This window comes from Ruminococcus sp. 1001136sp1_2201st1_G3_2201SCRN_220225 (assembly GCF_040924365.1).
Taxonomy (GTDB): Bacteria; Bacillota; Clostridia; order Lachnospirales; family Lachnospiraceae; genus Blautia_A; species Blautia_A faecis.
Genome location: NZ_JBCOME010000031.1, coordinates 23480 through 46552, shown reverse-complemented (window position 1 = coordinate 46552; position 23073 = coordinate 23480). Strand labels below are relative to the sequence as shown.

Annotated in this window: 19 protein-coding genes, 1 other RNA gene and 1 pseudogene; 17 read left to right on the top strand and 4 right to left on the bottom strand. The window is 44.8% G+C overall.

Annotated elements, in window-relative coordinates; all coding sequences use genetic code 11:
- Nucleotides 1-1764: DctP family TRAP transporter solute-binding subunit (locus AB5642_RS11305; RefSeq protein WP_368371621.1), on the top strand; the 1764-nt coding region annotated here is incomplete at its 5' end.
- A gap of 119 nt (nt 1765-1883) precedes the next feature.
- Here AB5642_RS11305 and AB5642_RS11300 read toward each other — a convergent pair.
- Nucleotides 1884-2477 carry a LysE family transporter gene (locus AB5642_RS11300; protein ID WP_173717099.1) on the bottom strand — a complete coding sequence of 198 codons (594 nt, stop codon included), beginning with the start codon at nt 2475-2477 and terminating at the stop codon, nt 1884-1886.
- 357 nt (nt 2478-2834) lie between these two features.
- Between AB5642_RS11300 and pap the strand changes: the two genes are divergently transcribed.
- Complete coding sequence (pap, locus tag AB5642_RS11295) at nt 2835-4310, top strand: polyphosphate:AMP phosphotransferase (protein WP_368371620.1); 1476 nt, start codon at nt 2835-2837, stop codon at nt 4308-4310.
- 175 nt (nt 4311-4485) lie between these two features.
- Here pap and sigG read toward each other — a convergent pair whose 3' ends face one another.
- Nucleotides 4486-5265 (bottom strand): RNA polymerase sporulation sigma factor SigG, encoded by a 780-nt coding sequence (sigG, locus tag AB5642_RS11290; RefSeq protein ID WP_148461856.1) that lies wholly within the window; start codon nt 5263-5265, stop codon nt 4486-4488.
- A 144-nt stretch (nt 5266-5409) separates the two neighbouring features.
- A complete protein-coding gene (locus AB5642_RS11285; RefSeq protein WP_118583926.1) occupies nt 5410-5667 on the bottom strand; it encodes a PRC-barrel domain-containing protein in 258 nt (85 codons plus the stop codon).
- 201 nt (nt 5668-5868) lie between these two features.
- On the opposite strand from AB5642_RS11285, the gene nrdR reads away from it, so the two are divergent.
- The gene (gene nrdR, locus AB5642_RS11280; protein WP_173719442.1) at nt 5869-6318 is read left to right on the top strand and encodes a transcriptional regulator NrdR; all 450 of its coding nucleotides are present in this window, start codon (nt 5869-5871) and stop codon (nt 6316-6318) included.
- Nucleotides 6319-6429: 111 nt separating this feature from the next.
- Here the strand turns inward: nrdR and gdhA are convergent, their stop codons facing one another.
- Nucleotides 6430-7764: an NADP-specific glutamate dehydrogenase gene (gdhA, locus tag AB5642_RS11275; RefSeq protein ID WP_118583930.1), complete on the bottom strand. Its 1335-nt coding sequence runs from the start codon at nt 7762-7764 to the stop codon at nt 6430-6432.
- Nucleotides 7765-7986: 222 nt separating this feature from the next.
- Between gdhA and AB5642_RS11270 the strand changes: the two genes are divergently transcribed.
- The 14 genes and pseudogenes from AB5642_RS11270 (at nt 7987) to ssrA (ending at nt 22973) form a co-directional block, all read left to right on the top strand.
- Complete coding sequence (locus tag AB5642_RS11270; RefSeq protein ID WP_195392000.1) at nt 7987-9204, top strand: aminotransferase class I/II-fold pyridoxal phosphate-dependent enzyme; 1218 nt, start codon at nt 7987-7989, stop codon at nt 9202-9204.
- Between the two features lie 140 nt (nt 9205-9344).
- Nucleotides 9345-10709 carry a citrate/2-methylcitrate synthase gene (locus tag AB5642_RS11265; protein ID WP_195380349.1) on the top strand — a complete coding sequence of 455 codons (1365 nt, stop codon included), beginning with the start codon at nt 9345-9347 and terminating at the stop codon, nt 10707-10709.
- A gap of 2 nt (nt 10710-10711) precedes the next feature.
- On the top strand, nt 10712-11572 hold the full coding sequence (locus AB5642_RS11260; RefSeq protein WP_148461851.1) for a patatin family protein: 861 nt from the start codon (nt 10712-10714) through the stop codon (nt 11570-11572).
- A gap of 154 nt (nt 11573-11726) precedes the next feature.
- Complete coding sequence (locus tag AB5642_RS11255) at nt 11727-12230, top strand: YqeG family HAD IIIA-type phosphatase (RefSeq protein ID WP_195392001.1); 504 nt, start codon at nt 11727-11729, stop codon at nt 12228-12230.
- Nucleotides 12227-12730 (top strand): shikimate kinase, encoded by a 504-nt coding sequence (locus tag AB5642_RS11250; RefSeq protein WP_195392002.1) that lies wholly within the window; start codon nt 12227-12229, stop codon nt 12728-12730. The genes AB5642_RS11255 and AB5642_RS11250 overlap by 4 nt, the downstream gene beginning before the upstream one ends.
- Nucleotides 12731-12866: 136 nt before the next feature.
- Nucleotides 12867-13424, top strand: a complete 558-nt coding sequence (efp, locus tag AB5642_RS11245; RefSeq protein ID WP_118583940.1) for an elongation factor P — start codon at nt 12867-12869, stop codon at nt 13422-13424.
- A gap of 450 nt (nt 13425-13874) precedes the next feature.
- Complete coding sequence (locus AB5642_RS11240) at nt 13875-14882, top strand: aldo/keto reductase (protein ID WP_195392003.1); 1008 nt, start codon at nt 13875-13877, stop codon at nt 14880-14882.
- Nucleotides 14883-15098: 216 nt separating this feature from the next.
- Nucleotides 15099-16091 (top strand): annotated as a pseudogene (locus AB5642_RS11235) (BMP family protein).
- Nucleotides 16092-16285: 194 nt separating this feature from the next.
- Complete coding sequence (locus AB5642_RS11230) at nt 16286-17812, top strand: ABC transporter ATP-binding protein (RefSeq protein WP_195392004.1); 1527 nt, start codon at nt 16286-16288, stop codon at nt 17810-17812.
- Nucleotides 17812-18864 (top strand): ABC transporter permease, encoded by a 1053-nt coding sequence (locus AB5642_RS11225; RefSeq protein ID WP_195392005.1) that lies wholly within the window; start codon nt 17812-17814, stop codon nt 18862-18864. Before AB5642_RS11230 ends, AB5642_RS11225 begins: the two co-directional genes overlap by 1 nt.
- Nucleotides 18864-19805 (top strand): ABC transporter permease, encoded by a 942-nt coding sequence (locus AB5642_RS11220; RefSeq protein WP_173719435.1) that lies wholly within the window; start codon nt 18864-18866, stop codon nt 19803-19805. The genes AB5642_RS11225 and AB5642_RS11220 overlap by 1 nt, the downstream gene beginning before the upstream one ends.
- 8 nt (nt 19806-19813) lie before the next feature.
- A complete protein-coding gene (locus AB5642_RS11215) occupies nt 19814-20569 on the top strand; it encodes a MerR family transcriptional regulator (RefSeq protein WP_173719434.1) in 756 nt (251 codons plus the stop codon).
- A gap of 59 nt (nt 20570-20628) precedes the next feature.
- Entirely contained in the window at nt 20629-21897 is a 1269-nt protein-coding gene (locus AB5642_RS11210) for an amidohydrolase family protein (protein ID WP_173772770.1), read from the top strand.
- A 726-nt stretch (nt 21898-22623) separates the two neighbouring features.
- Nucleotides 22624-22973, top strand: a transfer-messenger RNA (tmRNA) gene (gene ssrA, locus AB5642_RS11205).
- The last annotated feature ends 100 nt before the right edge of the window (nt 22974-23073 follow it).

Sequence of the window (23073 nt, the reverse complement as noted above, 5' to 3'; positions counted from 1 at the left end):
AACGGAAACCAGTCCGAGGGAATCCAGGCACTGATGAACGGAGACCCGGTACAGATTTCCATGCATTCCAACCTGATCTATTCTGCATTTGACCCAAGATTTAACGTAGTTTCCCTGCCGTTTATTTATGACTCTGTAGAAGATGCAGATGCTAAGTTTGACGGTGAGGCTGGTGAGAAATTAAAAGAAATTCTTGGTGAGTACGGACTCCATTGCATGGGTATTGCAGAGAACGGTTTCCGTGAACTGACCAACAGTGTCCGCGAAGTAAAATCTGTGGATGATATGAAAAACCTGAAAATCCGTGTTGCCGGTTCCAACCTTCTTATGGAATGCTATAAGAGATGGGGCGCAGATGCAACCAACCTGAACTGGTCTGAGACTTACACAGCCCTTCAACAGAACACAGTTGAGGGTCAGGAGAACCCGCTTCCTGCAATTGACGCAGCCAGTGTACAGGAGGTTCAGCCATACTGCTCCATGTGGGATGCCATCTATGACTGCCTGTTCTTCTGTATCAACCAGGAGATTTATGATGGTCTTACACCGGAACAGCAGGCTGTTGTAGACGAGGCAGGACAGAAAGCCGTAGAGTACGAACGTTACATCAACCGCTCCGGTGATGAAGAGATCATGAACCGCTGGAAAGACAAAAACGGCGTTACCTTCACTGCAAAAGAGGATATGGACATTGAGTCCTTTAAGGAAGCTGTTGACGGTGTAGATGAGTGGTTCATTGAGGAATTGAAATCCCAGGGATACGAGGATGCAGAAGAGCTGGTAGAGGCATTTACCGGAATTGGCGATTACAGTGACCTTGGCTGGGAGGAGACTACCTGGAATTTTGCATGCTCCACAACTGAGACTTCTACCTGGGCTGATGGCGGCCGCAAGTTCGGCGAGCTGATGGAAAAAGCTACAGGAGGAAAAGTAAAAGTAAACATATATGCAGCAGACCAGCTGACAAACGGAAACCAGTCCGAGGGAATCCAGGCACTGATGAACGGAGACCCGGTACAGATTTCCATGCATTCCAACCTGATTTATTCTGCATTTGATCCGAGATTTAACGTAGTCTCCCTGCCGTTTATTTATGATTCTGTGGAAGACGCAGATGCCAAGTTTGACGGTGAGGCAGGAGAGAAGATGAAGGAAATCCTCAGTGAGTATGGACTGCATTGCATGGGTATTGCGGAGAACGGCTTCCGTGAACTGACCAACAGTGTGCGTGAAGTAAAATCGGTGGACGATATGAAGAACCTGAAAGTCCGTGTTGCAGGCTCCAATCTTCTTATGGAATGCTATAAGAGATGGGGGGCAGATGCAACCAACCTGAACTGGTCTGAGACTTACACAGCTCTTCAGCAGAACACCGTAGAGGGAGAGGAGAATCCGCTTCCTGCAATCGACGCAGCCAGTGTACAGGAGGTTCAGCCATACTGCTCCATGTGGGATGCCATCTATGACTGTCTGTTCTTCTGTATCAATCAGGATATCTATGATGGCCTTACACCAGAGCAGCAGGCTGTTGTAGACAAGGCTGGAAGAATGGCTGTTGAGTATGAGCGTTACATCAACCGCTCCGGTGCCAATGAGATCATGAACCGCTGGGAAGAGAAAAATGGCGTTACCTTTACCGCAAAAGAGGATATGGATATTGATTCCTTTAAAGAGGCGGTAGAAGGCGTAGACCAGTGGTTTGTAGAAGAACTGAAAAACCAGGGATATGACGATGGTCAGGAACTGGTGGATGCATTTAAGTAAGACAGCATAAGCATGTATCAATTTGATACATGTGTCTCATAAATTGAACAGTGCCCTATAGAAAACACCTCCCGGAATGTGAGTAACCAACATATTCCGGGAGGTGTTTTTGGCCTGTCTTACAGTAATCCAGTGATCCTGAGAGAGCACCACACCAGCAGCAGGGCCATGATTCCATTCATCAGCTTATAATGACTGCTGTAAAATCTTTTCAGTACATTTCCCGCAAATGCCCAGATCAGATTTCCCAGGGCTCCAAGAAACATCAGATATACAGCGAAGCAAAACAGTATAGGAACCCTTGCCTCATAGGGCAGAATATAAGCGGAAAACATGGTCAGCCCATAGATGATGATCTTTACATTTATCAGCTGCAGGAAAAATCCCATCAGCCAGGTTGGCTTTTTGTCCTGGACATTGTCAGAGGGCGGAATCCTGCGCCAGGTCTGCCAGGCAAGATAGAGTACATAAGCTGCGCCTAGATATTTCATAACCGGCTGGATCCCTGGAATGATTTTCCCAAGAGTACTGCAGAACAGTCCGGAAAGACACATCAAAGTGAGAGATCCGCTCCAGATTCCGGTCATAAAGCGGATATTACCGGAAATGCCGTATTTGCTGGCTGTGGACAGCAAAAGAATATTATTGGGACCAGGCGACCAGACGGTAAGGATGGCAGACAGGGTCATTTCTATGAAGACAGATAAAGGCATGGGACTTCCTCCTTAGGTAAGTTTAAACATCTGAGCTACGAAAAGAAAGGCGCAATATACAAAACGCTATGTGTTCGTAAACCCCATACAAAATATGATTTTTAATAATAACATAAAAATATCGGATTGTATATAAGAGGAGGCAGAACTTCCCAGGTTACTGTTTACTGGTAACATTCCCAGTGACCGGAAACTATTGTAATCGAAATTCGGATAAATGTTTGTTAAATTCGTGCAAAATGGGAACGATTATGTTATAATGCAGAAAATAAGGTGGATATGAAAAAATAGAATTTACTTTTAACAGGAAAGATTGATTTGTGTTTGAAAATAATAGTATGTGAGGAGGACGTGTTTATGCTGAAAACCTGGATTCCGGAGGAGATTCCGGAAAAAGAGGAGCTGAAGAAACGGATTAAAGAAGCTGGTGAGAAGCTGTATCAGCAGCAGATGAAGCTGAAAGAACACAAGCTGCCTGTGCTGGTACTTTTTGAAGGCTGGGGTGCATCTGGCAAAGGTACCACAATCGGCAGAGTGATCAAATACATTGATCCCCGTTTCTTTAAAGTAGCAACCATGTCAAAGCCTACAGAGGATGAACTGCGCAGACCATTTCTGTACCGGTATTTCAATCAGATTCCGGAAGCCGGCAAATTTACCTTTCTGGATTCTGGCTGGATGGAGCAGACCTGCAAAGACTGTCTGAACGGTCTGGAAGAAGAGGATTATGCAAAGCGGATCGACAGCATCAAACATTTCGAGCGACAGCTCACAGACAACGGTTATCTGGTTCTGAAATTTTTCATGCAGATTGACAAAAAAGAGCAGACCAGACGTATTGAGAAGCTTAACAAAGAGCAGGATACAAAATGGCGTGTGGATGCCTTTGACAAGTGGCAGAACGAACATTACAAACATTGCCAGAAGGTTTTCGACCGCTATCTGACAGATACGAATACTTCTATTGCACCATGGTATATTATTGATGCAAAAGACCGCAACTTCGTAGAACTTCAGGTTCTTGAAATAATGGTAAATAACATTGAGGTAGCCTTGCAGAACAGCACACACAGCGCACCGCTTCTCACAAACATTTTTCCGCTTGAGAAAATGCCGAAGCTTTCGGAAATCGAACTGACAGACAAGGTGATCGAGGATGAAGAATACAAGAAAGAGCTGAAGCATCTCCAGAAGAAACTGGGCGAACTGCATAACCGTCTGTACCGTAAGCGTGTGCCGGTGATCATTACTTATGAAGGCTGGGACGCAGCCGGAAAAGGAGGCAATATTAAGCGGATCACAGAAGCCCTTGATCCCCGTGGCTTTGAGGTCCATCCAATCGCCAGCCCGGAACCTCACGAAAAGGCGCGTCATTACCTCTGGCGCTTCTGGACCAGATTGCCCAAAGACGGTCACATTGCCATCTTCGACCGCACCTGGTACGGCCGCGTAATGGTAGAGCGTCTGGAAGGCTTCTGCAGCGAGAACGACTGGAAACGTGCTTACAACGAGATTAATGAATTCGAGAAGGAACTGTTCGACTGGGGTGCCGTGATTATCAAATTCTGGGTCCAGATCGACAAAGACACCCAGCTGGCCCGCTTCACCGACCGTCAGAACAATCCTGAAAAACAGTGGAAGATCACCGACGAAGACTGGCGCAACCGCGAAAAATGGGATGCTTATGAAGGTGCCGTAGATGAAATGCTTTCCAAGACAAGCACCACCTATGCACCATGGCATATCCTGGAATCTGTAGACAAGAAGTATGCGAGAATTAAAGCTCTTAAGATTGTAATAAAAGAATTGGAAAAGGCATTAGAGCGTGTTTGAAAAATCATTATTACAAATTATGATGCATATCCTTCAGAAAGCCTTTTTCAAACGCATTCTGGAATAGCAGCATAATAAGCAAAATCGCTGGCCAACAACCAGCGATTTTGCAATATATTCATGCAGCAGACCATTTAAGGAGCGGATTTCGTAATGCCGGGATCCATGATTTCCGTCACGCTCTCAGATAATTCCGCATGGTTTTAAGTGCATTCTTTTCCAACCGACTGACCTGTGCCTGGGAAATCCCGATTTCCTGGGCCACCTCCATCTGGGTTTTGCCCTCGTAAAAACGCAGATCAATAATATGCCGTTCCCGCTTATTCAGCCGGTTTATAGCTTCCCGGAGGGACAGATTTTCTACCCAGGTCTCCTCCTTGTTTTTCTTATCGCTGATCTGGTCCATCACATAAAGCGTATCCCCGCCTTCCGTATAAACCGGTTCAAAAAGTGACACCGGATTCTGTATCGCATCCATAGCATATACGATCATCTCTTTATTTATCCCTATTTCGCTGGCAATTTCCGCAATGGTAGGCTCCCTCAGATTTGTTTTCATATAGGTTTCTTTTGCATAAATTGCACGATAAGCAATATCCCGCAGAGACCGGCTCACCCGGATACTGTTATTGTCACGAAGATACCTTCGTATCTCCCCAATGATCATAGGCACTGCATAAGTAGAAAATTTTACATTCAATGTAGTGTCAAAATTATCAATTGCTTTTATAAGCCCAATGCAGCCAATCTGAAAAAGATCGTCCATATTTTCGCTGCTGTTGGAAAAACGCTTGATCACGCTGAGGACCAGCCGCAGATTTCCTTTGATGTAAAGTTCCCTGGCTTCTTCATCACCCTCCTTGATCCTGCGAAAAAGCTCTTCTTTTTCTTCTGCTTTCAGTACCGGAAGCTTCGATGTATTGACTCCGCAAATTTCAACTTTGTTAAGTGCCATTATTTGAATCCTCCTTTTGTGCATCGCGAAGCGTGCTGCTGAGAACGAAGTGAACAGTAACAATGATTCTCACGTGGGAGGATAAATATTCTTTTTTCGGGAAAATATAAAAATTATTGCCCCTTGACAATTGGGAAAATAGAATTAAGCCTTTTTACAGCAATACTTTTCATCAATTTCTACCAGGATAATGTCATCTCCAATCTGCCGGATACAATTCCAGGGGATTATATATTCACTTCCGGCTCCCCAGAAACAAAAGCAGAAACTGCCAGGTCCGGGAACCACAAGGGCGGTAATACATCCGGTTTCACAGTTAAATTCCACATCCACCGGACAGCCAAGTGTACGGCAGGTACAGATATTGATCACTTCTTTTTGCTTTAATTCGCAAATACGCATGAAAAGCACCTGTTTTTTATGATATTATGCAAAAAGTCTGAAAATATGTATGGAGTTTATTGACATACTTTCTATGATTAAAGTATAATAAGAAATAGGTAATTCAGTCCGTTTTATGTTACTGAGCGAACAGAAAAGAGGAAAGTCTGCTGCCCAGATTGTATGGCAGAAGGGGAGACATGAGGAAGGGGAAATAAATACATGAGATGTCCATACTGTAATCAGGATAATACAAGAGTAGTAGATTCAAGACCAGTGGAAGAGACCAATTCCATAAGACGCAGAAGACTGTGCGATTCCTGTGGAAGAAGATTTACCACTTATGAGAATGTGGAGACAATCCCGTTAACCGTAATCAAGAAGAATCTGAACCGTGAGCAGTACGACCGCAATAAACTGATCAACGGTGTCCGCCGCGCCTGCTACAAACGTCCCATTGCCAGCGATAAGCTGGAAACCATGATCGATGCCATAGAAGGCGACATCTTCAATGCCGAAGATAAAGAAATCTCCAGCACGAAAATCGGAGAAATCGTGATGAGCCATTTAAAAGATCTGGATTCGGTGGCGTATGTGCGATTCGCTTCTGTGTATCGGGAGTTTAAAGATGTCAGTACCTTTATGGATGAATTAAAGAAATTTTTAAATTAGAAAAATCCTCGCCAGAGAGCGGGGATTTTTTCTGTATAAACAAGTATTAAATGGAATAAAAAAGACAGGCCGCAGCGGACCTGTCTTTTTGAAACTTCAGATGACAGAGAATCAGCAGATGCCCTGAGCTTTCATAGCATCTACAACTTTCTCAAATCCGGCGATGTTAGCACCGGCAACATAGTTGTCTTTCATACCATAACGCTTAGCAGCGTCATCAGCTTTGTGGAAGATGTCTACCATGATTCCATGAAGCTTCGCATCAACTTCCTCTGCTGTCCAGGAAAGTCTCATGGAGTTCTGGCTCATCTCAAGAGCAGAAGTAGCAACACCACCAGCGTTAGCTGCTTTACCAGGCATGAACAGAACACCGTTCTCCTGGAGATAAGTTGTAGCATCAAGAGTAGTAGGCATGTTCGCACCCTCAACTACATATTTGCAGCCGTTTGCAACAAGTGTCTTAGCACCATCAAGAGCAAGCTCGTTCTGGGTAGCACATGGAAGGTATACATCACATTTGATGTTCCAGATTCCGGTACCTTCTGTGTAAGAAGCACCCTCAACACGGTCTGCGTACTCTTTGATACGTCCACGTTTTACTTCTTTGATATCTTTCACAATGTCAAGCTTGATTCCTTCTGGATCATAAATATATCCGTTGGAGTCACACATAGCAACAACCTTGCCGCCAAGCTGCTGAGCTTTCTCTACAGCATAGATTGCAACGTTTCCGGATCCTGTTACGATGAATGTCTTTCCATCAATAGAATCGTTATGTGCTTTCATGATCTCGTCAAGCATATAAACAACACCATATCCGGTAGCCTGTGTACGGATCAGAGATCCGCCGTAGGTAAGTCCTTTACCTGTGAGAACACCCTCGTATAATCCGCGGATTCTCTTGTACTGTCCGAATAAATAACCGATCTCACGTCCGCCTACACCGATATCACCTGCCGGAACATCAGTGTCAGCACCGATATATTTGGAAAGCTCTGTCATGAAGCTCTGGCAGAATGCCATAACCTCTCTGTCAGATTTGCCTTTCGGGTCAAAGTTGGAACCACCTTTACCACCACCGATTGGAAGTCCGGTAAGGGAGTTCTTAAATGTCTGCTCAAATCCAAGGAATTTTAAGATACCCTGGTTTACTGACGGATGGAAACGAAGACCACCCTTATAAGGTCCGATAGCGCTGTTAAACTGTACACGATATCCCTTGTTTACCTGAACAACGCCCTTGTCATCTACCCACGGAACGCGGAAGGAAATGATTCTTTCCGGCTCTACAAGGCGCTCCAGAAGGGACATGCTGCGGTATTCTTCTTCATTTTTGTCAATTACGACCTTCAGGGAATCCAGAACTTCCTTTACTGCCTGGTGAAATTCAGGCTCACCTGGATTCTGTGCTACGACTCTTTCGTATACTTCTTCTGTGTAAGACATTGTAATTCCTCCTCATCCAGATAGGTGTAAAATTTTTTAACGACGCTATTATACACTAAAGTGCTAAAAATGAAAAGAGTTTTTTTCATATTTCCAAAAATTTCATTAAGGCTTGCGAAAATGAGCCAAATATGAGATGATAGATAGCAAGAAATACATTATGCCGGAGCAGGAAAAAGACAGATATGCCGGACATAAGTAGTAAGATGAGGAGTGAAATAAATGAAAACATTCGAGAAGTCCAGTAAACTGGATAACGTACTTTATGATGTGCGAGGACCGGTAGTGGATGAAGCGGCCAGAATGGAAGAGGATGGAATGGAGATTCTGAAGCTGAATATCGGCAATCCATATCCATTTGGATTTTCTGCACCGCAGGAAGTAATTCTGGACATGCTGAGCAATATTCGTACCTCTCAGGGATATTCCGATTCCAAAGGAATCTTTTCTGCAAGAAAGGCCATTATGCAGTATGCCCAGCTTCGAGGAATTCCCGGGGTTACCATGAGTGATATTTATACAGGTAATGGTGTCAGTGAGCTGATCAATCTCTGCATGCAGGCACTTCTGGATAACGGGGATGAGATTCTGATCCCTGCACCGGATTATCCTTTGTGGACAGCTACTGCGACTCTGGCAGGTGGAAATGTAGTTCATTATATTTGTGATGAGCAGTCTGAATGGTATCCGGACATTGATGATATTAAGAGCAAGATCACAGACAAGACCAAAGCGATTGTTATCATTAATCCGAATAACCCTACAGGAGCAGTTTATCCTAAGGAGATCCTGGAGCAGATCGTGCAGATCGCAAGAGAGCACGAGCTGATCATTTTTTCAGATGAGATATACGACCGTCTGATCATGGATGGCTATAAGCATACTTCTATTGCATCCCTTGCACCAGACGTATTCTGCGTTACTTTTTCCGGACTTTCCAAGTCCCATATGATCGCTGGTTTCCGTATTGGATGGATGATCTTAAGTGGTGCCAAGAATAAGGCGAAGGGGTATATTGAAGGTATTAACATGCTTTCCTCCATGCGTCTTTGCTCCAATGTTCCGGCCCAGTCCATTGTACAGACTGCACTTGGCGGATACCAGAGTGTAAATGAGTACATTCAGCCAGGCGGAAGAGTTTATGAGCAGAGAGATTTTATCTACAAGGCACTCAATGACATTCCGGGAATCACAGCCGTAAAGCCCAAGGCTGCGTTCTATATTTTTCCGAAGATCGATACAGAGAAATTCAATATTCACAATGACGAGCAGTTTGCTCTTGATTTCTTACATGAGAAACAGGTGCTTCTGGTGCCGGGCAAGGGCTTTAACTGGAATTGTCCTGACCACTTCCGTGTAGTATATCTGCCGAATGTGCGTCAGCTGGAGAAGGCTATGGACAAGCTGAGGGATTTCTTGTCCACCTATAAACAGCGATAAAAAGATAATAAAACAATGGCAGTCACAGATTATCCATTTACAATGCCGGAGCAGAAGCATCCGCTTCTGACTCTGACAGCATTAATAATTGAGGGAGGAACGGATTATCGGACGGATTAAAAAGAAAGGAGTTTATTTGAATGGCAGGATTTAAGATGAAAGTAACACCGGAAATAGAGAACCTAACGGAGGTTTGCAAGGAGCATTCCAGCCTGGATCTGTCTCTTTATCAGAAGTATGATGTTAAGCGAGGCCTTCGCGATATCAATGGTAAGGGCGTTCTGGCAGGTCTGACGCAGATTTCCAATGTATGCGCCACGAAGGTGGTTGACGGCAAGGAAGTGCCCTGTGCGGGCAGTCTTTCCTACAGGGGATATGACATCAAGGAGTTGACCAGGGGATTTATTGAAGATGACAGATATGGCTTCGAAGAAACTACCTATCTTTTACTGTTCGGCAAGCTTCCGAATGGGGAGGAACTGGAGGATTTCACCAAGCTTCTGGCGAACCAGCGCTCCCTTCCTACGAATTTCGTAAGGGACGTTATCATGAAAGCACCGTCCAAGGACATTATGAATGCCCTGTCCAGAAGTGTGCTTACACTTTATTGCTATGACAAGGAGCCGGATGATATTTCCCTTCCGAATGTACTGAGACAGTGCCTGAATCTGATCAGTGTATTTCCTCTTTTATCTGTTTATGGATATCAGGCTTACAATCACTATGTATGCGGCAAGAGCCTTTATATTCACAATCCGAAGAAAGAGCTTTCCACAGCGGAGAATATCCTCCGTATGCTTCGCCCGGATAAGAAATATTCCCATCTGGAGGCGAAGATTCTGGATCTTGCCCTGATCCTTCATATGGAGCATGGCGGTGGTAATAACTCTACATTTACTACACACGTTGTTTCCTCATCCGGAACAGACACCTATTCTGCAATCGCAGCTGCTCTCGGTTCTCTGAAAGGTCCGAAGCACGGTGGTGCCAATATTAAGGTTGTAAGTATGTTCCAGGATTTGAAGAAGAATGTGAAGGATATTTCTGACGAAGAGGAAGTAAGAGAGTATCTGAAGAAACTGCTTCACAAAGAAGCTTTTGATAAGAGAGGTCTTATTTATGGTATGGGACATGCTATTTATTCGGTATCGGATCCCCGTGCCCAGGTACTGAAAGGCTTTGTTGAGACTCTGGCCAGAGAAAAAGGCCGTATGAAAGAATACAATCTCTACGCGATGGTAGAGCAAATGGCTCCGGAGGTTATCGCCGAGGAACGCCATATTTACAAGGGTGTCAGCGCAAACGTGGATTTTTACAGCGGTTTTGTTTACAGCATGCTGGATCTGCCTCTTGAGCTGTATACACCGATTTTTGCAGTGGCACGTATTGTGGGCTGGAGCGCCCACCGAATGGAAGAGCTGATCAATACAGACAAGATCATCCGTCCGGCTTACAAGAACGTTCTGGCTCCGGCTGTATACGTACCGCTTAAGGAGCGTGAATAAGAATGACAGTGAAGCATCAGTCTTCCTTGGTCCTGGAGGGCGGGGGAAGCAGGGGAGTATTTACAGCAGGGGTTCTGGATTATCTTATGGAAAAAGAGGTGAAATTCCCATATGTGGTGGGTGTTTCCGCTGGTTCCTGCAATGCTCTTGATTATGTATCCTGGCAGCCTGGAAGGACCAGAGACTGCATGATCATAGAGGATAAGGCAAACAGCTATATTGCTACTAAGGAAGCTCTTAAGAAGCATGAGCTTTTTGACATGGATATGCTGTTTGACAAATATCCAAATGAATTGTTTCCGTTTGATTTTGATACTTTTTTTCAGTCAGATACGGAGTGTGAGCTGGTAGTGACCAACTGCCAGACTGGTGATGCGGAATATATGACTGAGAAGCATGACAGACGTCGCCTGATGGATATTGGAAGGGCTTCTTCCAGTATTCCCGTTGTAAGTCCCATGGTAGAGATTGACGGTGTTCCTTATCTGGATGGCGGCATTGCAGATTCGATTCCCCTGATCCATGCCATGGAGAAGGGATATCGAAAGAACGTGGTGATCCTTACCCGAAATATGGGTTACCGCAAGAAGAAACCGGGAAAGAGCACTCCGCTTTATGTGGCTGCATTTCGGCATTATCCGGAATTTTTGAACACTTTATATAATCGTTACCGCAGCTACAACCGGACTTTGGAGCTTCTGGAAAAATGGGAGAGGGAAGGACATATTTTTGTCATCCGCCCGGAAATTCCCACTGTGGGGCGTGCGGAGGCGAACAAAGAGAAGCTGATGGCGTTTTATCAGCATGGTTATGATGTGATGAAAGACCATTATGAGGAACTGCAGGCGTACCTAAGCAGGTGACGGGATCCTGACAGAACCTCTTGGAAAACAGGCGCGAGATCATGTGAATACATGATTTCTGTGATTGCAAAGCGCGTTGCTGGAGTCTGTTTGAAAAATCATTCCCGCAATCTGTATTACCATAGAAAATAAAAGAATTAAAGGATGTAACAGAATGTTTGAACGCTTTTTTCCAGATGCATATCTGGATTCAGCATATGTAGTCAACTATGAAAAACTATACCAGGAGGGATACAGGGGGATTTTGTTTGATATCGACAATACCCTGGTTCCTCATGGGGCACCGGCAGATCCGGAAGCTGTCCGGCTTTTTCAGCAGCTTCGTGACATTGGCTTTTCCTGCTGTCTGGTGTCAAACAACAGGAAAAAAAGGGTAGAACCCTTTGCCGCTTCAGTAGGCGCTCAGTTCATTGAAATGGCTGCCAAGCCGTCCCGAAAAGGCTATGAAAGGGCCATGGAGAGACTTGGAACGAACACAGGGAATACGGTCTTTATCGGAGACCAGCTTTTTACCGATATATGGGGGGCTAAGAATGCTGGCCTTCGTAATATTCTGGTAAAGCCGATCAATCCCAAGGAAGAGATCCAGATCGTGCTGAAGCGCTATCTGGAGAAAATTGTATTACATTTTTATACCAAGGAGGAGAAGAATTCATGAACCATATTGTGGTTATCGGATTTATGGGTTCTGGCAAGACAAGAGTGGGGAAACGTCTGTCCAGTGACCTGGGGCTGACATTTGTGGATGTGGACAAGGTGATTGTTAAGAAGATGAACATGTCCGTAAAGGAGATTTTACAGAAATTTGGAGAGCCATATTACCGTGCTCTGGAAACTATGACTGTGAAAGCTCTGATTGAAGATAAAGAAAGAAAAGTGATTTCTCTTGGCGCAGGTCTTCCGGTTCAGGAGCAGAATGAGCAGTATATTAAGCAGCTGGGTACAGTTGTTTACCTGAAGGGGTCTGCTGAGACTCTCCGCAAGAGGCTTGAGGGAAATAGCAATCCTCTTCTGGAAGGCGAAAATCAGGATGAAAAGATCAAAAAGCTTCTGAAACAGCGTGATCCGATTTATCATAAATTTGCGGATGTTGAAGTTGTGACAGGAGTGAAGCCTTTTGAGGAACTAATCAAGGAAATTGAAGGACAGCTTCCGTGAATACAAAAGTATTTTGCCATAATATATGGGAAAAACAGGAAAATTTGGCTGCATATGAAAAAAAGTAGTTGAAAAAATGGTACATATATAATAAAATATTTCTAGTCATAAGCACTATAAGGAGGAAAAATTAATTATGATTTCAGCAGGTGATTTCAGAAACGGTGTCACAGTAGAAATTGATGGCAACGTTTGTCAGATCGTAGAATTCCAGCACGTTAAACCGGGTAAGGGAGCTGCTTTCGTTAGAACCAAATACAAAAATATTATTACAGGATCCGTGTTAGAGAAATCTTTCCGTCCTACAGAGAAATTCCCTACAGCACGTATCGAGCGTGTTGATATGCAGTATCTCTACAGCGATGGCGGATTATATTACTTCATGAACGTAGAGACATTTGACCAGGTTGGTCTTACAGAAGAGCAGGTTGGCGATTCTCTTAAATTTGTAAAAGAGAATGAGATGGTTAAGATCTGTTCTCACAATGGCAATGTATTCGCTATTGAGCCTCCGTTATTCGTTGAGCTTGTAGTTACAGAGACAGAGCCAGGATTCGCTGGAAATACAGCTCAGGGTGCTACCAAACCGGCTATCGTTGAGACAGGAGCACAGGTTATGGTTCCGCTGTTCGTTAACCAGGGCGACAAGCTGAAAATCGACACCAGAACAGGCGAGTACCTGTCACGAGTATAAATAAATAACTGCGGAGCAGTTATTTATTTATGAGCAAGTAGCGAAAGCGGATTGCGAATATCCGCTAGAATAACTGCGGAGCAGTTATTTATTTATGAGCAAGTAGCGGATGCGAATATTCCGTTCTAAATAGCATAAGCTGTTTATTTATGTGCCATCGGCGTATGCCGGTGGCACATTTTGTTAATTTCAGACATATTTTATAAATTATGATATGAGTGTCAAAAGGTCTTTTGCCACTCATTTGATACCCCGGATTGCTCCGCAGCTACGCTGCTCCCGCAATCCTCCAAATATTCGAAATCCGCTGATTTACTGCGTAAATCGCTACTTTCTCATATTTGGCGTGTCCCAAGTTCAAACGCCTTATCGTGCAAGCACGAACGGCTTTTTGACCTTTTGACACTGGTATCATAAATTATTGTATACCAAAAATAAGGAGGAGTACAAATGGAATATACAACACTTGGAAAAACTGGTCTTAAGATTTCCCGCATGGGCTTTGGCGGAATCCCCATCCAGAGAATTGACGCGGAAGGTACTAAGAAATTAATGCAGCAGCTGGCAGAAGAGGGGGTAAATTATATCGATACAGCCAGAGGCTATACGGTCAGCGAGGAGTATCTTGGCTATGCCCTTGAAGGAACTCGTGACAAATTTGTGATTGCCACCAAGAGTATGGCAAGAACCAGAGAAGCCATGGCAGCAGACATTGAGAAGAGCCTTGGCAATCTTCGAACCAATCACATTGACCTGTATCAGGTACATAACCCAAGCATGGAACAGCTGGACACTGTTATAGGTGAGGACGGTGCCCTGGAGGCTTTATTAGAGGCGAAAGCAGCCGGTAAAATTGGTCATATCGGTCTGACTGCACATTCTACAGCTGTTTTTGAACGCGCACTGAATCTGGACTGGGTGGAGACAATCATGTTTCCATATAATATCGTAGAAAACCAGGGCGACGAGCTGATCCGCAAATGTCAGGAGAAAAATGTGGGCTTTATTGCCATGAAGCCATTAGCAGGTGGTGCAATTGAGAATGGCACTCTTGCACTTCGTTATGTCTGTTCCAACCCGGCTGTTACGGTGGTAATCCCGGGAATGGCAGAAGTATCTGAACTGGAAGAGAACATTAAGGCATGCTCCGACGCAGCACCTCTTACAGAGGCAGAGCTTGCTGAAATAGAACAGATCCGCCATCAGCTGGGCACCAATTTCTGCCGTCGCTGCAATTACTGTGCGCCATGTACGGTTGGAATCAGCATTCCAAGCGCATTCCTTTTTGCAGGATATCTGGAACGCTACAATCTGGCTGACTGGGCGAAAGACCGCTACGGCAGCATGGCAGTGAAAGCTTCTGCATGTGTGGGATGCGGCAAGTGCGAGACAAGATGCCCATATCATCTGCCAATCCGGGAAATGCTGAAGAAGGTTGCAGAAGAATTTGGAGAATAATAAAAACTGCCCTGTGCGTCTCCAATGGTTTTTCAGATAATTTTACAAAAAAAAGAAAAAATGTATTGACTCTATAGTAACTATATAGTTTAATATAAAGAAGCCTTAAGAAAACCTTATAGCAACTACAAAGTTGCGGATAAGAAAAATAAGCGATACTGGCCACGGAGTGAACAGTATCGAATACACGAAAACAGGATCTGATCAAGGAGGATTATGATGAAAAAACTGGTGGTTATGGGATTAGCAATGGCAATGACAGCGGCTATGGTAAATGGTGTATGTACTCAGCCGGTACAGGCAGCTGATGGAGAAGGACTGAAGGTAGCACTTTTACTTTCCGGAGCAGCAAATGACCAGGGCTGGAATCAGACAGCGTACGAAGGAGCACAGAAAGCCTGTGAGAAATACGGATACGAGCTGGCTTACACAGAGAACCTGGAAGTTGCTGATATTTCCGCTGCTTTTGCTGACTATGCAAGTGCAGGTTATGATGTGGTAATTGGTCACGGATATGAGTTCGGTGATCCTGCACTGGAAGTTGCAGAGACCTACCCAGACACCAAATTCATCTGCACAGAGGCTGACGCTTCCGCTGACAACGTAGCTTCCTACGTTATGGCATGTGAGCAGACCGCTTATGTAGAAGGAATCATTGCTGCTTCTACTTCTGAGTCTGGTAAACTTGGCGCCATCGGACCGATCCCTGGAGATTCCCTTGTAAAGATTATTAACGGATATGAAGACGGAGCAAAATCCGTAAATCCTGATATCGAAGTTCAGACAGCCTGGACAAACTCTTTTGTTGATACACAGCTTGCACAGGAAGCTGCAAAAGCTATGATCGATAATGACGTAGACGTAATCAAGCATTGTGCAAATGCTTGCGGAAACGGTGCAATGACAGCAGCTGTTTAGGCTGGAATCTGGTGCCAGGGCGATTCTTACGATCAGAGCTCTTTAGCACCTGACAACATTCTCGATTCTGCAATTTACAATCTTGATGTTGTAATTGATACTGCCCTTGGCAGCGTTGCAGACGGAAGCTTTGAGGGAGATGTTTACAACCTTGGTATGGCAGATGGCGCAGTAGAAGTTCTCCTTTCCGACAATCTTTCCGATGATGTGAAAGCAACTGCACAGGATGCTATTGACAAAATCATTTCCGGCGAGCTTGAGGTTGAGCGCGACTACACAATGAGACAGTAAGAAATCGGATTTGTAACCGCGGATTGAGATATCTGTTTTTATAAAAATGGCTCGCAATCTGAAATCCGGCAACTGATTGTTCAAAGACAAATGAAGCTGAAATGGAGGAAAGTTATCAATCAGTCAGTGGAGATAACCTTCCGAAGTTTCAGCTTTTTAAAACACTTTAACTATACGAGAAAAAGGAGAAAACCATGTCTCTTCTTCAAATGAAACATATCTGTAAATCATTTTCCGGCGTATATGCAAATGAGGATATCAACCTGACTGTAGAAAAAGGTGAAATCCATGCTCTCCTCGGTGAGAACGGAGCCGGAAAGACCACACTTGTTAATATTATATTTGGTCTTTACACTGCAGACAGCGGTGAAATTTTGTGGAAAGACAAGCCAGCGGATTTTGCCTCTCCAAGGGAAGCTATCGATGCAGGCATTGGAATGGTCCAGCAGCATTTTTCCCTGGTAAATAAAATGACAGTTCTGGATAACATTGTCCTGAATCTGAAGGACAACTCCTTTTTCCTGGACAGAGCTGCTGCAAAAAAGAAGCTGACTGATCTGGCAGAAAAATACGGACTCTACGTGAACCCGGATGCTGTGATCAGTGATCTGTCAGTGGGAGAACAGCAGCGCGTGGAAATCCTGAAAGCATTATACAGAAATGTAGAACTTCTGATCCTGGATGAGCCTACCGGCGTGCTTACTCCTCAGGAGACCACACAGTTCTTCGATGTTCTCCGCAATCTAAAAAAAGAGGGCTATGGAATCATTATCATCACCCATCGTATGAGCGAGATTATGGCAATCAGTGACAAGGTTACCATTCTTCGGGATGGCAGACAGGTGGCAGATCTTGTGACTGCAGACACCAATCCGGAAGAGCTGTCTGCCTATATGATCGGACGAGAGCTGAATGATGACTATCATATAGAAGGTTCTCCCCAAAAAGATATTATGCTGGAATTGAAAAATGTGTCCAATCATCACAGAAAACACAGCCGTCATAAGCTTGAGAATATCAGCCTTACCATTCACAAAGGAGAAATCCTTGGAATTGCCGGTGTGGAAGGAAACGGACAGAAAGAGCTTGCAGAGGTGATCACCGGAATCCAGAAAGCCGGTGAGGGCGAAATCCTTCTGGACGGACAGAATCTGGCAGGAATCAATATCCGCGGACGTTATGAAGCAGGTGTTTCCTATATTTCAGAGGACAGATTGTCAGACAGTCTGATCACCGGAATGAACATTTCAGAAAACCTTGTTCTCCGGGAATATGGGAAGCCTCCATTTGCAAACCATTCTATTATAAACAAAGCAGCTATTCGTAAAAATGCAGCAGAAAAAATGAAACAATATCAGGTGCGCGCATCCGGAAAGTCGGGGATTGATACGCTTGTAAAGCTTTTGTCAGGTGGAAACCAGCAGAAGCTGATCATAGCCAGAGAGCTGAACGATCATGCAAAAGTGATCGTGGCAAGCCAGCCTACCAGAGGTCTTGACATCGGTGCTACAGAATTTGTCCGTCAGCAGCTTATAGATCAGAGAAATGCAGGAAAAGGTGTTATGCTGATATCCGCAGACCTGGAAGAAATTATGGCATTAAGTGACAGGATTGCAGTGCTTTTTGGTGGAAAAATCGTGGGAATCCTGAATAGAGAAGAAGCTACTGTACAGAAAATCGGCCTTCTCATGGGCGGAATTTCAGAAGAGGAGGCAAGATAATGGAGAAGGAAAAAAGAACAAGAGGGATTACAGATGTACTTCTGATTCTTGTGATCACAATTCTGGCAGGTACGGTTTTGATCCTTGCATGCGGCGCAAGCCCGGTGGAAGCATACGGTCTTTTCTTCCGTGGAATCTTTGGAACACCTGCAGGATTTGCAGAAATTTTTGTAAAAGCATGCCCGCTGATCCTTACAGGTCTTGGCTGCGCAGTAGCATATCGTACCGGCTTTTTCAACATTGGTGCAGAAGGACAGTTTTATGTAGGGGCTATGGCAACTACCATGGTAGCTCTGAACTGGACTGCTGTTCCGGGAATACCAAGAATTATCCTTTCCCTGGTAATCGGATTTCTGGCAGGTGGCGTGTGGGCGCTGATCGCAGCAGTGTGCAAAGCGAAATTCAATATTTCCGAAATTATTGTCACTATCATGCTGAACTATATTGCAATTAATTTTCTTGGCTATGCAGTCCGTTCTTTTTTGATGGACCCGGCTGGAAATGTTCCACAGTCTGCGAAAATTGACAAAACCGTACAGCTTGGAACCCTGATCCGGGCAACCCGTTTTCATGCAGGCATTCTGATCGCAATCATCTGTGTACTTGTAGTGTGGTTTTTCCTGGAAAAAACAACTATGGGATACGAATTGAAGGCAGTTGGGTTGAACAAACGTGGAAGTACCTGCAACGGTATTTCTGTTATGAAAAATATTGTGCTTTCTGCCTTTTTAAGCGGCGGACTTTCCGCAGTGGCAGGCGGAATCGAGGTCCTTGCCATTCAGAAAAAGCTTCTGGAAGGAATCTCCTCAAACTGTGGCTATACAGCTGTTTTGATCGCACTTGTGGCATTTAATAATCCTATTGGCGTATTCTTTGTGGCAGTGCTTTATGCAGCAATGCAGGTAGGTGCAAGCTCTATGCAAAGACAGCTTGGAGTACCGTCTGCGATCGTTAACATTTTGATCGGTCTGGTTGTTGTTTTGATCCTGGGAAGAGAACTGTTTCATTTCAAAAAGAAACAGGCAAAAGTTGGAAAAGGAGGAAATGCGTAATGCTTCAGCAGATTTTCAGTTTAAGCTTTATGACGGCTTTTCTGGCCGCAGCAGTTCGTCTGGCAGTGCCGCTTATGTATGGCGGAATTGGTGAGACCATTGCGGAAAAATCCGGTATTCTGAATATCGGAATGGAAGGTGTTATGCTCAGCGGTGCATTTTTTTCCTTTGCAGGTGCCTGGTATTCCGGCAATCTGTTTGTGGGACTTTTGTGCGGTATGGCAGGAGGACTTATAGTCAGTCTGCTTCATGGACTTCTTTCCATTACGCTGATTCAGAACCAGTCTGTATCCGGTCTTGCCATCAACATGCTTATGCTTGGCGTCACCAGCTTTTTGTTTAAATTAATGTCAAATGGACAGGGCTATCAGCAGATCGAGACCTTCCCAAACATTGCCATTCCAGGCTTGTCAAAGATTCCGCTGATCGGAGATGCATTTTTTAACTGCGATTTCCTGACCTATATCCTTTATGTGCTCCTGATCCTGACCTGGATTTTTTACAAAAAAACCAATCTTGGACTGTCCTTTATGGCAGTAGGAGAGCACCCACGTGCAGCAGAATCCGCAGGTATCCAGGTGAAAAAATACCGCTGGATCGTGATGGTGTTCAACGGAATTCTTGGAGGAATCGGCGGTGCATATCTGGTACTGGTACAGCTTGGCGTTTTTACAGAAAATATGATTTCCGGCCGTGGCTATATCGCTCTTGCAACTGTTATTCTTGGACGATACACACCTTTTGGAATGTTTGGAGCAGCTCTTTTGTTCGGAGCAGCCAATGCCCTGCAGATTCGTCTCCAGACCATCGGCGTATCCATTTCCCCGTTCCTTCTGGCAATTTTGCCATATGCGCTGACCCTTATTGCAATGCTTGGGGCTGCCGGAAAGAACAGTGAACCAGAAGCTCTTGCTAAGCCGTATGTAAAAGGCTCAAGATAGGAGTATATATGGCAAATAAAGAGTATCTGAATGTAAACGAGCTGGCGACCTTATTCGGATTGAACGTGCAGACCCTGCATTATTATGACAAAATCGGAATTCTGAAGCCCAGCTACAGAGACCCGAAAAACGGATATCGGAAATATCGTTTTGATCAGACTTATAAGCTTGCCTCCATCCGCTATATGCGAAAACTGGGCTATTCCATTGAGGCAGTCCGGGATTTTCAGGACACGAAAAGCCCTGATGAGGCGCTTAAAAGACTGAAGGAGCGTTCCGTGGCCATTCATGCCCAGTGGGAAGAGATGATGCGGATTGACCATGCGATTTTGCGAAAAATACAGTTTATTGAAGACTCGAAAGATGGAATTGATTACGAAAACATTCAGGTGGTGAAATATCCGGAGCGAAAATATATTCCCATTGGAGCAGAAGAGGAGCTTTATGCAGGCGAATCATTCTACTTTTATCCAACCATTGTATTTTATGGGGAAAATAGCAAGGAATTTGGAGCGCTTCTTACAGATGCCGTTCCAGAGGAAAATGCGGAGATACGCACGATTCCTGCAGGAACCTATGTTGTGGGGTATCACAAAGGGGCATATGAAGAGATTCAGGACAGCTTTAAAAGGATAAAGGAATGGGGACGGAATCTGAATCTGGAGGATACCATTCTGGCGCTGAATATCATCGACCAGTTTGTGGAACAGGATAATGATAATTATTCTACCAGGATCGAGGTCAGGATTGCAGATACAAAATAGAGGAAAAGCGATGCGAGAAAGAGAAAAAATGCAATGATTAAGAATGTGAGGGACAAAAAATGGCAGTAAAGATTTACCACGGAGATATTTTGTTTACACCGTCAGCAGACAGGTTAGAGATTCACGAAAACAGTTATATAATTGTAGAAGATGGAGTGGTTTCACAGATCTGTGAAAAGATTCCGGAGCAGTATCAGGGCGCAGAGGTTGTAGATTACGGCGATAAGCTGATCATTCCGGCTTTTTCCGATCTTCATGTACACGGAGCACAGTATGTACAGCGTGGAATTGGTATGGACTGTCTGCTTTCCGACTGGCTGAATCATTATACATTTCCGCAGGAATCCCGTTTCCAGAATATGGAATATGCGAAAAACTGCTACGATGCATTTGTAGATGATATGCTCCGTCATGGTACTTTCCATGCCAATGTTTTTGCAACCATTCACCGTGAGGCCACAAACTATCTCTTTGATAAAATGGAAGAGAAAGGCATGTATGGTTATGTGGGAAAGGTGAACATGGACTGCAATTCTCCGGAATTTCTCACCGAGACCACAGAGGATTCCCTGAAGGAAACAGAGAAGTATCTGGCAGAACATGAGGGCAGCAAAAAGGTGAAAACCATTCTGGCTCCCCGTTTTGCCCCGACCTGCAGCAAGCCGCTGATCGATGGTCTTGGCAAGCTGGCAGCAAAATATCATTGTGGTGTGCACACTCATCTGGTAGAGTCTCTGTGGGAGGCACAGGAAGCTCTGAATCTGTTTCCGGGCTATAGTTCTGACGCAGAAATTTATGAGCGCGCAGGTCTGATGGATCACGGTCCGTCTATTTTCGCCCATGTTATTTTCCCAACTGAGGAAGATAAGCGGATTCTGAAAAAACATGGAAGCTTTTCTGTTCACTGCCCGGATGCCACTGTGAATATTATTGCAGGAATTATGCCGCTGCAGCATATGGAGGCTGAGGGACTGAAAATTGCCATGGGAACTGACATTGCCGGTGGCCATGGAATCGGCATCTACCGCCAGGTTGCAAGAGCCGTGCAGTTATCCAAGCTGAAAGAATTCTACGAGCCACAGGAGAGTAAGACCATTACCATTACACAGGCATTCTACCATGCAACCAAAGAGTCTGGAAGTGTATTCGGTAAGGTTGGTTCTTTCGAAAAAGGGTATGCGTTTAATGCTCTTGTGATTGATAATATGGAAGATCCATGGACAAAAATGACGGCAGAGGAGAAACTGGAGCGTTTCTGCTACATCGGAGATGACCGGAATATTAAGGCCAGATATATTGATGGGGAGCTGTTAGAGCAGGAATTTTAGAAATTTGCTATTTAGTGTGTTGAAAAGTTCTTCAGGAGGGACGCATTTGGGCAGTGTGTATTACTCACTCGCCGGCGCAACGCTCCAGCGAACTAATCGCTAACTGCGACTAATGCGTTCGGGAAAGCCCTCACGCATAAGTCTTCGTAAGCGCTGGATTTCGCTTACGCTAAGAGCGCGCCTGAAATGGCTCGCTGGAGTAATACACACTGCCCAAATGCTGTGTACTGGCTGGGACTTGCTGGTTAGTAAGAACTTTTAACGAAGGGGGAGGGGGAGTGACTGGCTTCCCTACACTTTCTTGGAAACGATAGATTGGCAAAAAACAATAAAGTTGCGGGATACCAACTACTTCACCCCACCCCCGCTGTTGTCGTTACTGTTTCTTTCTTCCCTTTCCAGCAGCCAGCGATTTTGCAATGTATATTCGCAAGCCGCGCATTTCAGGAGCGGTTTTAGTGGAGGCGAGATCCATGACTTACGGAGACTTAGGCGCGAAGGCTCTCCTGAGCGTCTTAGTCGTAGTTAGTCATTAGCTTGCCGGAACGTTGCGACGCGCGGCGGTGAATATACATTGTGAAATCGCGTCCGGAATAACGACCAACACATTAAATAGTAAAACACCATCTTGACAACTTTGCAAAAAATGCATATAATAATATCTTAGCGAAAGCACAATTACACAAACTTCGTCTGCGCACCAGCAATACCTATTATATACGATTAGGGCTTGTACTGGTTTCGACGGGGGTTTTGAAGTTGTGGAAGCCATCCGCAGTCTCCCGAACTGCGTAATAACGGGAAATTCTAAATATAAACGCTGACGATCAGTTAGTAATGGCAGCCTAAGTGCTGCCCGTCAGTCCTGTTGCACTCACACTTCAGGAGTCTGGTGTCGACCTTGTGAGAAACCTTGCCGGGTAAGCTTTGCCCCGGTAGATGTATCATGAAGCTACTGAAGCAGTAAGCCTGTCGGTGGGCGTGCTGTGGAGGGAATGTTAATACAGCGACTGTGATGGGAGATGCCGCAAGGGATAGACTTTCGGACGCGGGTTCAATTCCCGCCAGGTCCATAGTGAAAACGCCGTATTTACGGCGTTTTTTCTTTTTCGTGTTGCATAGTTGTGAAATGCGAATTAATTTTATCTGTAAATTTCTTTTGCTCATCGTTGATCA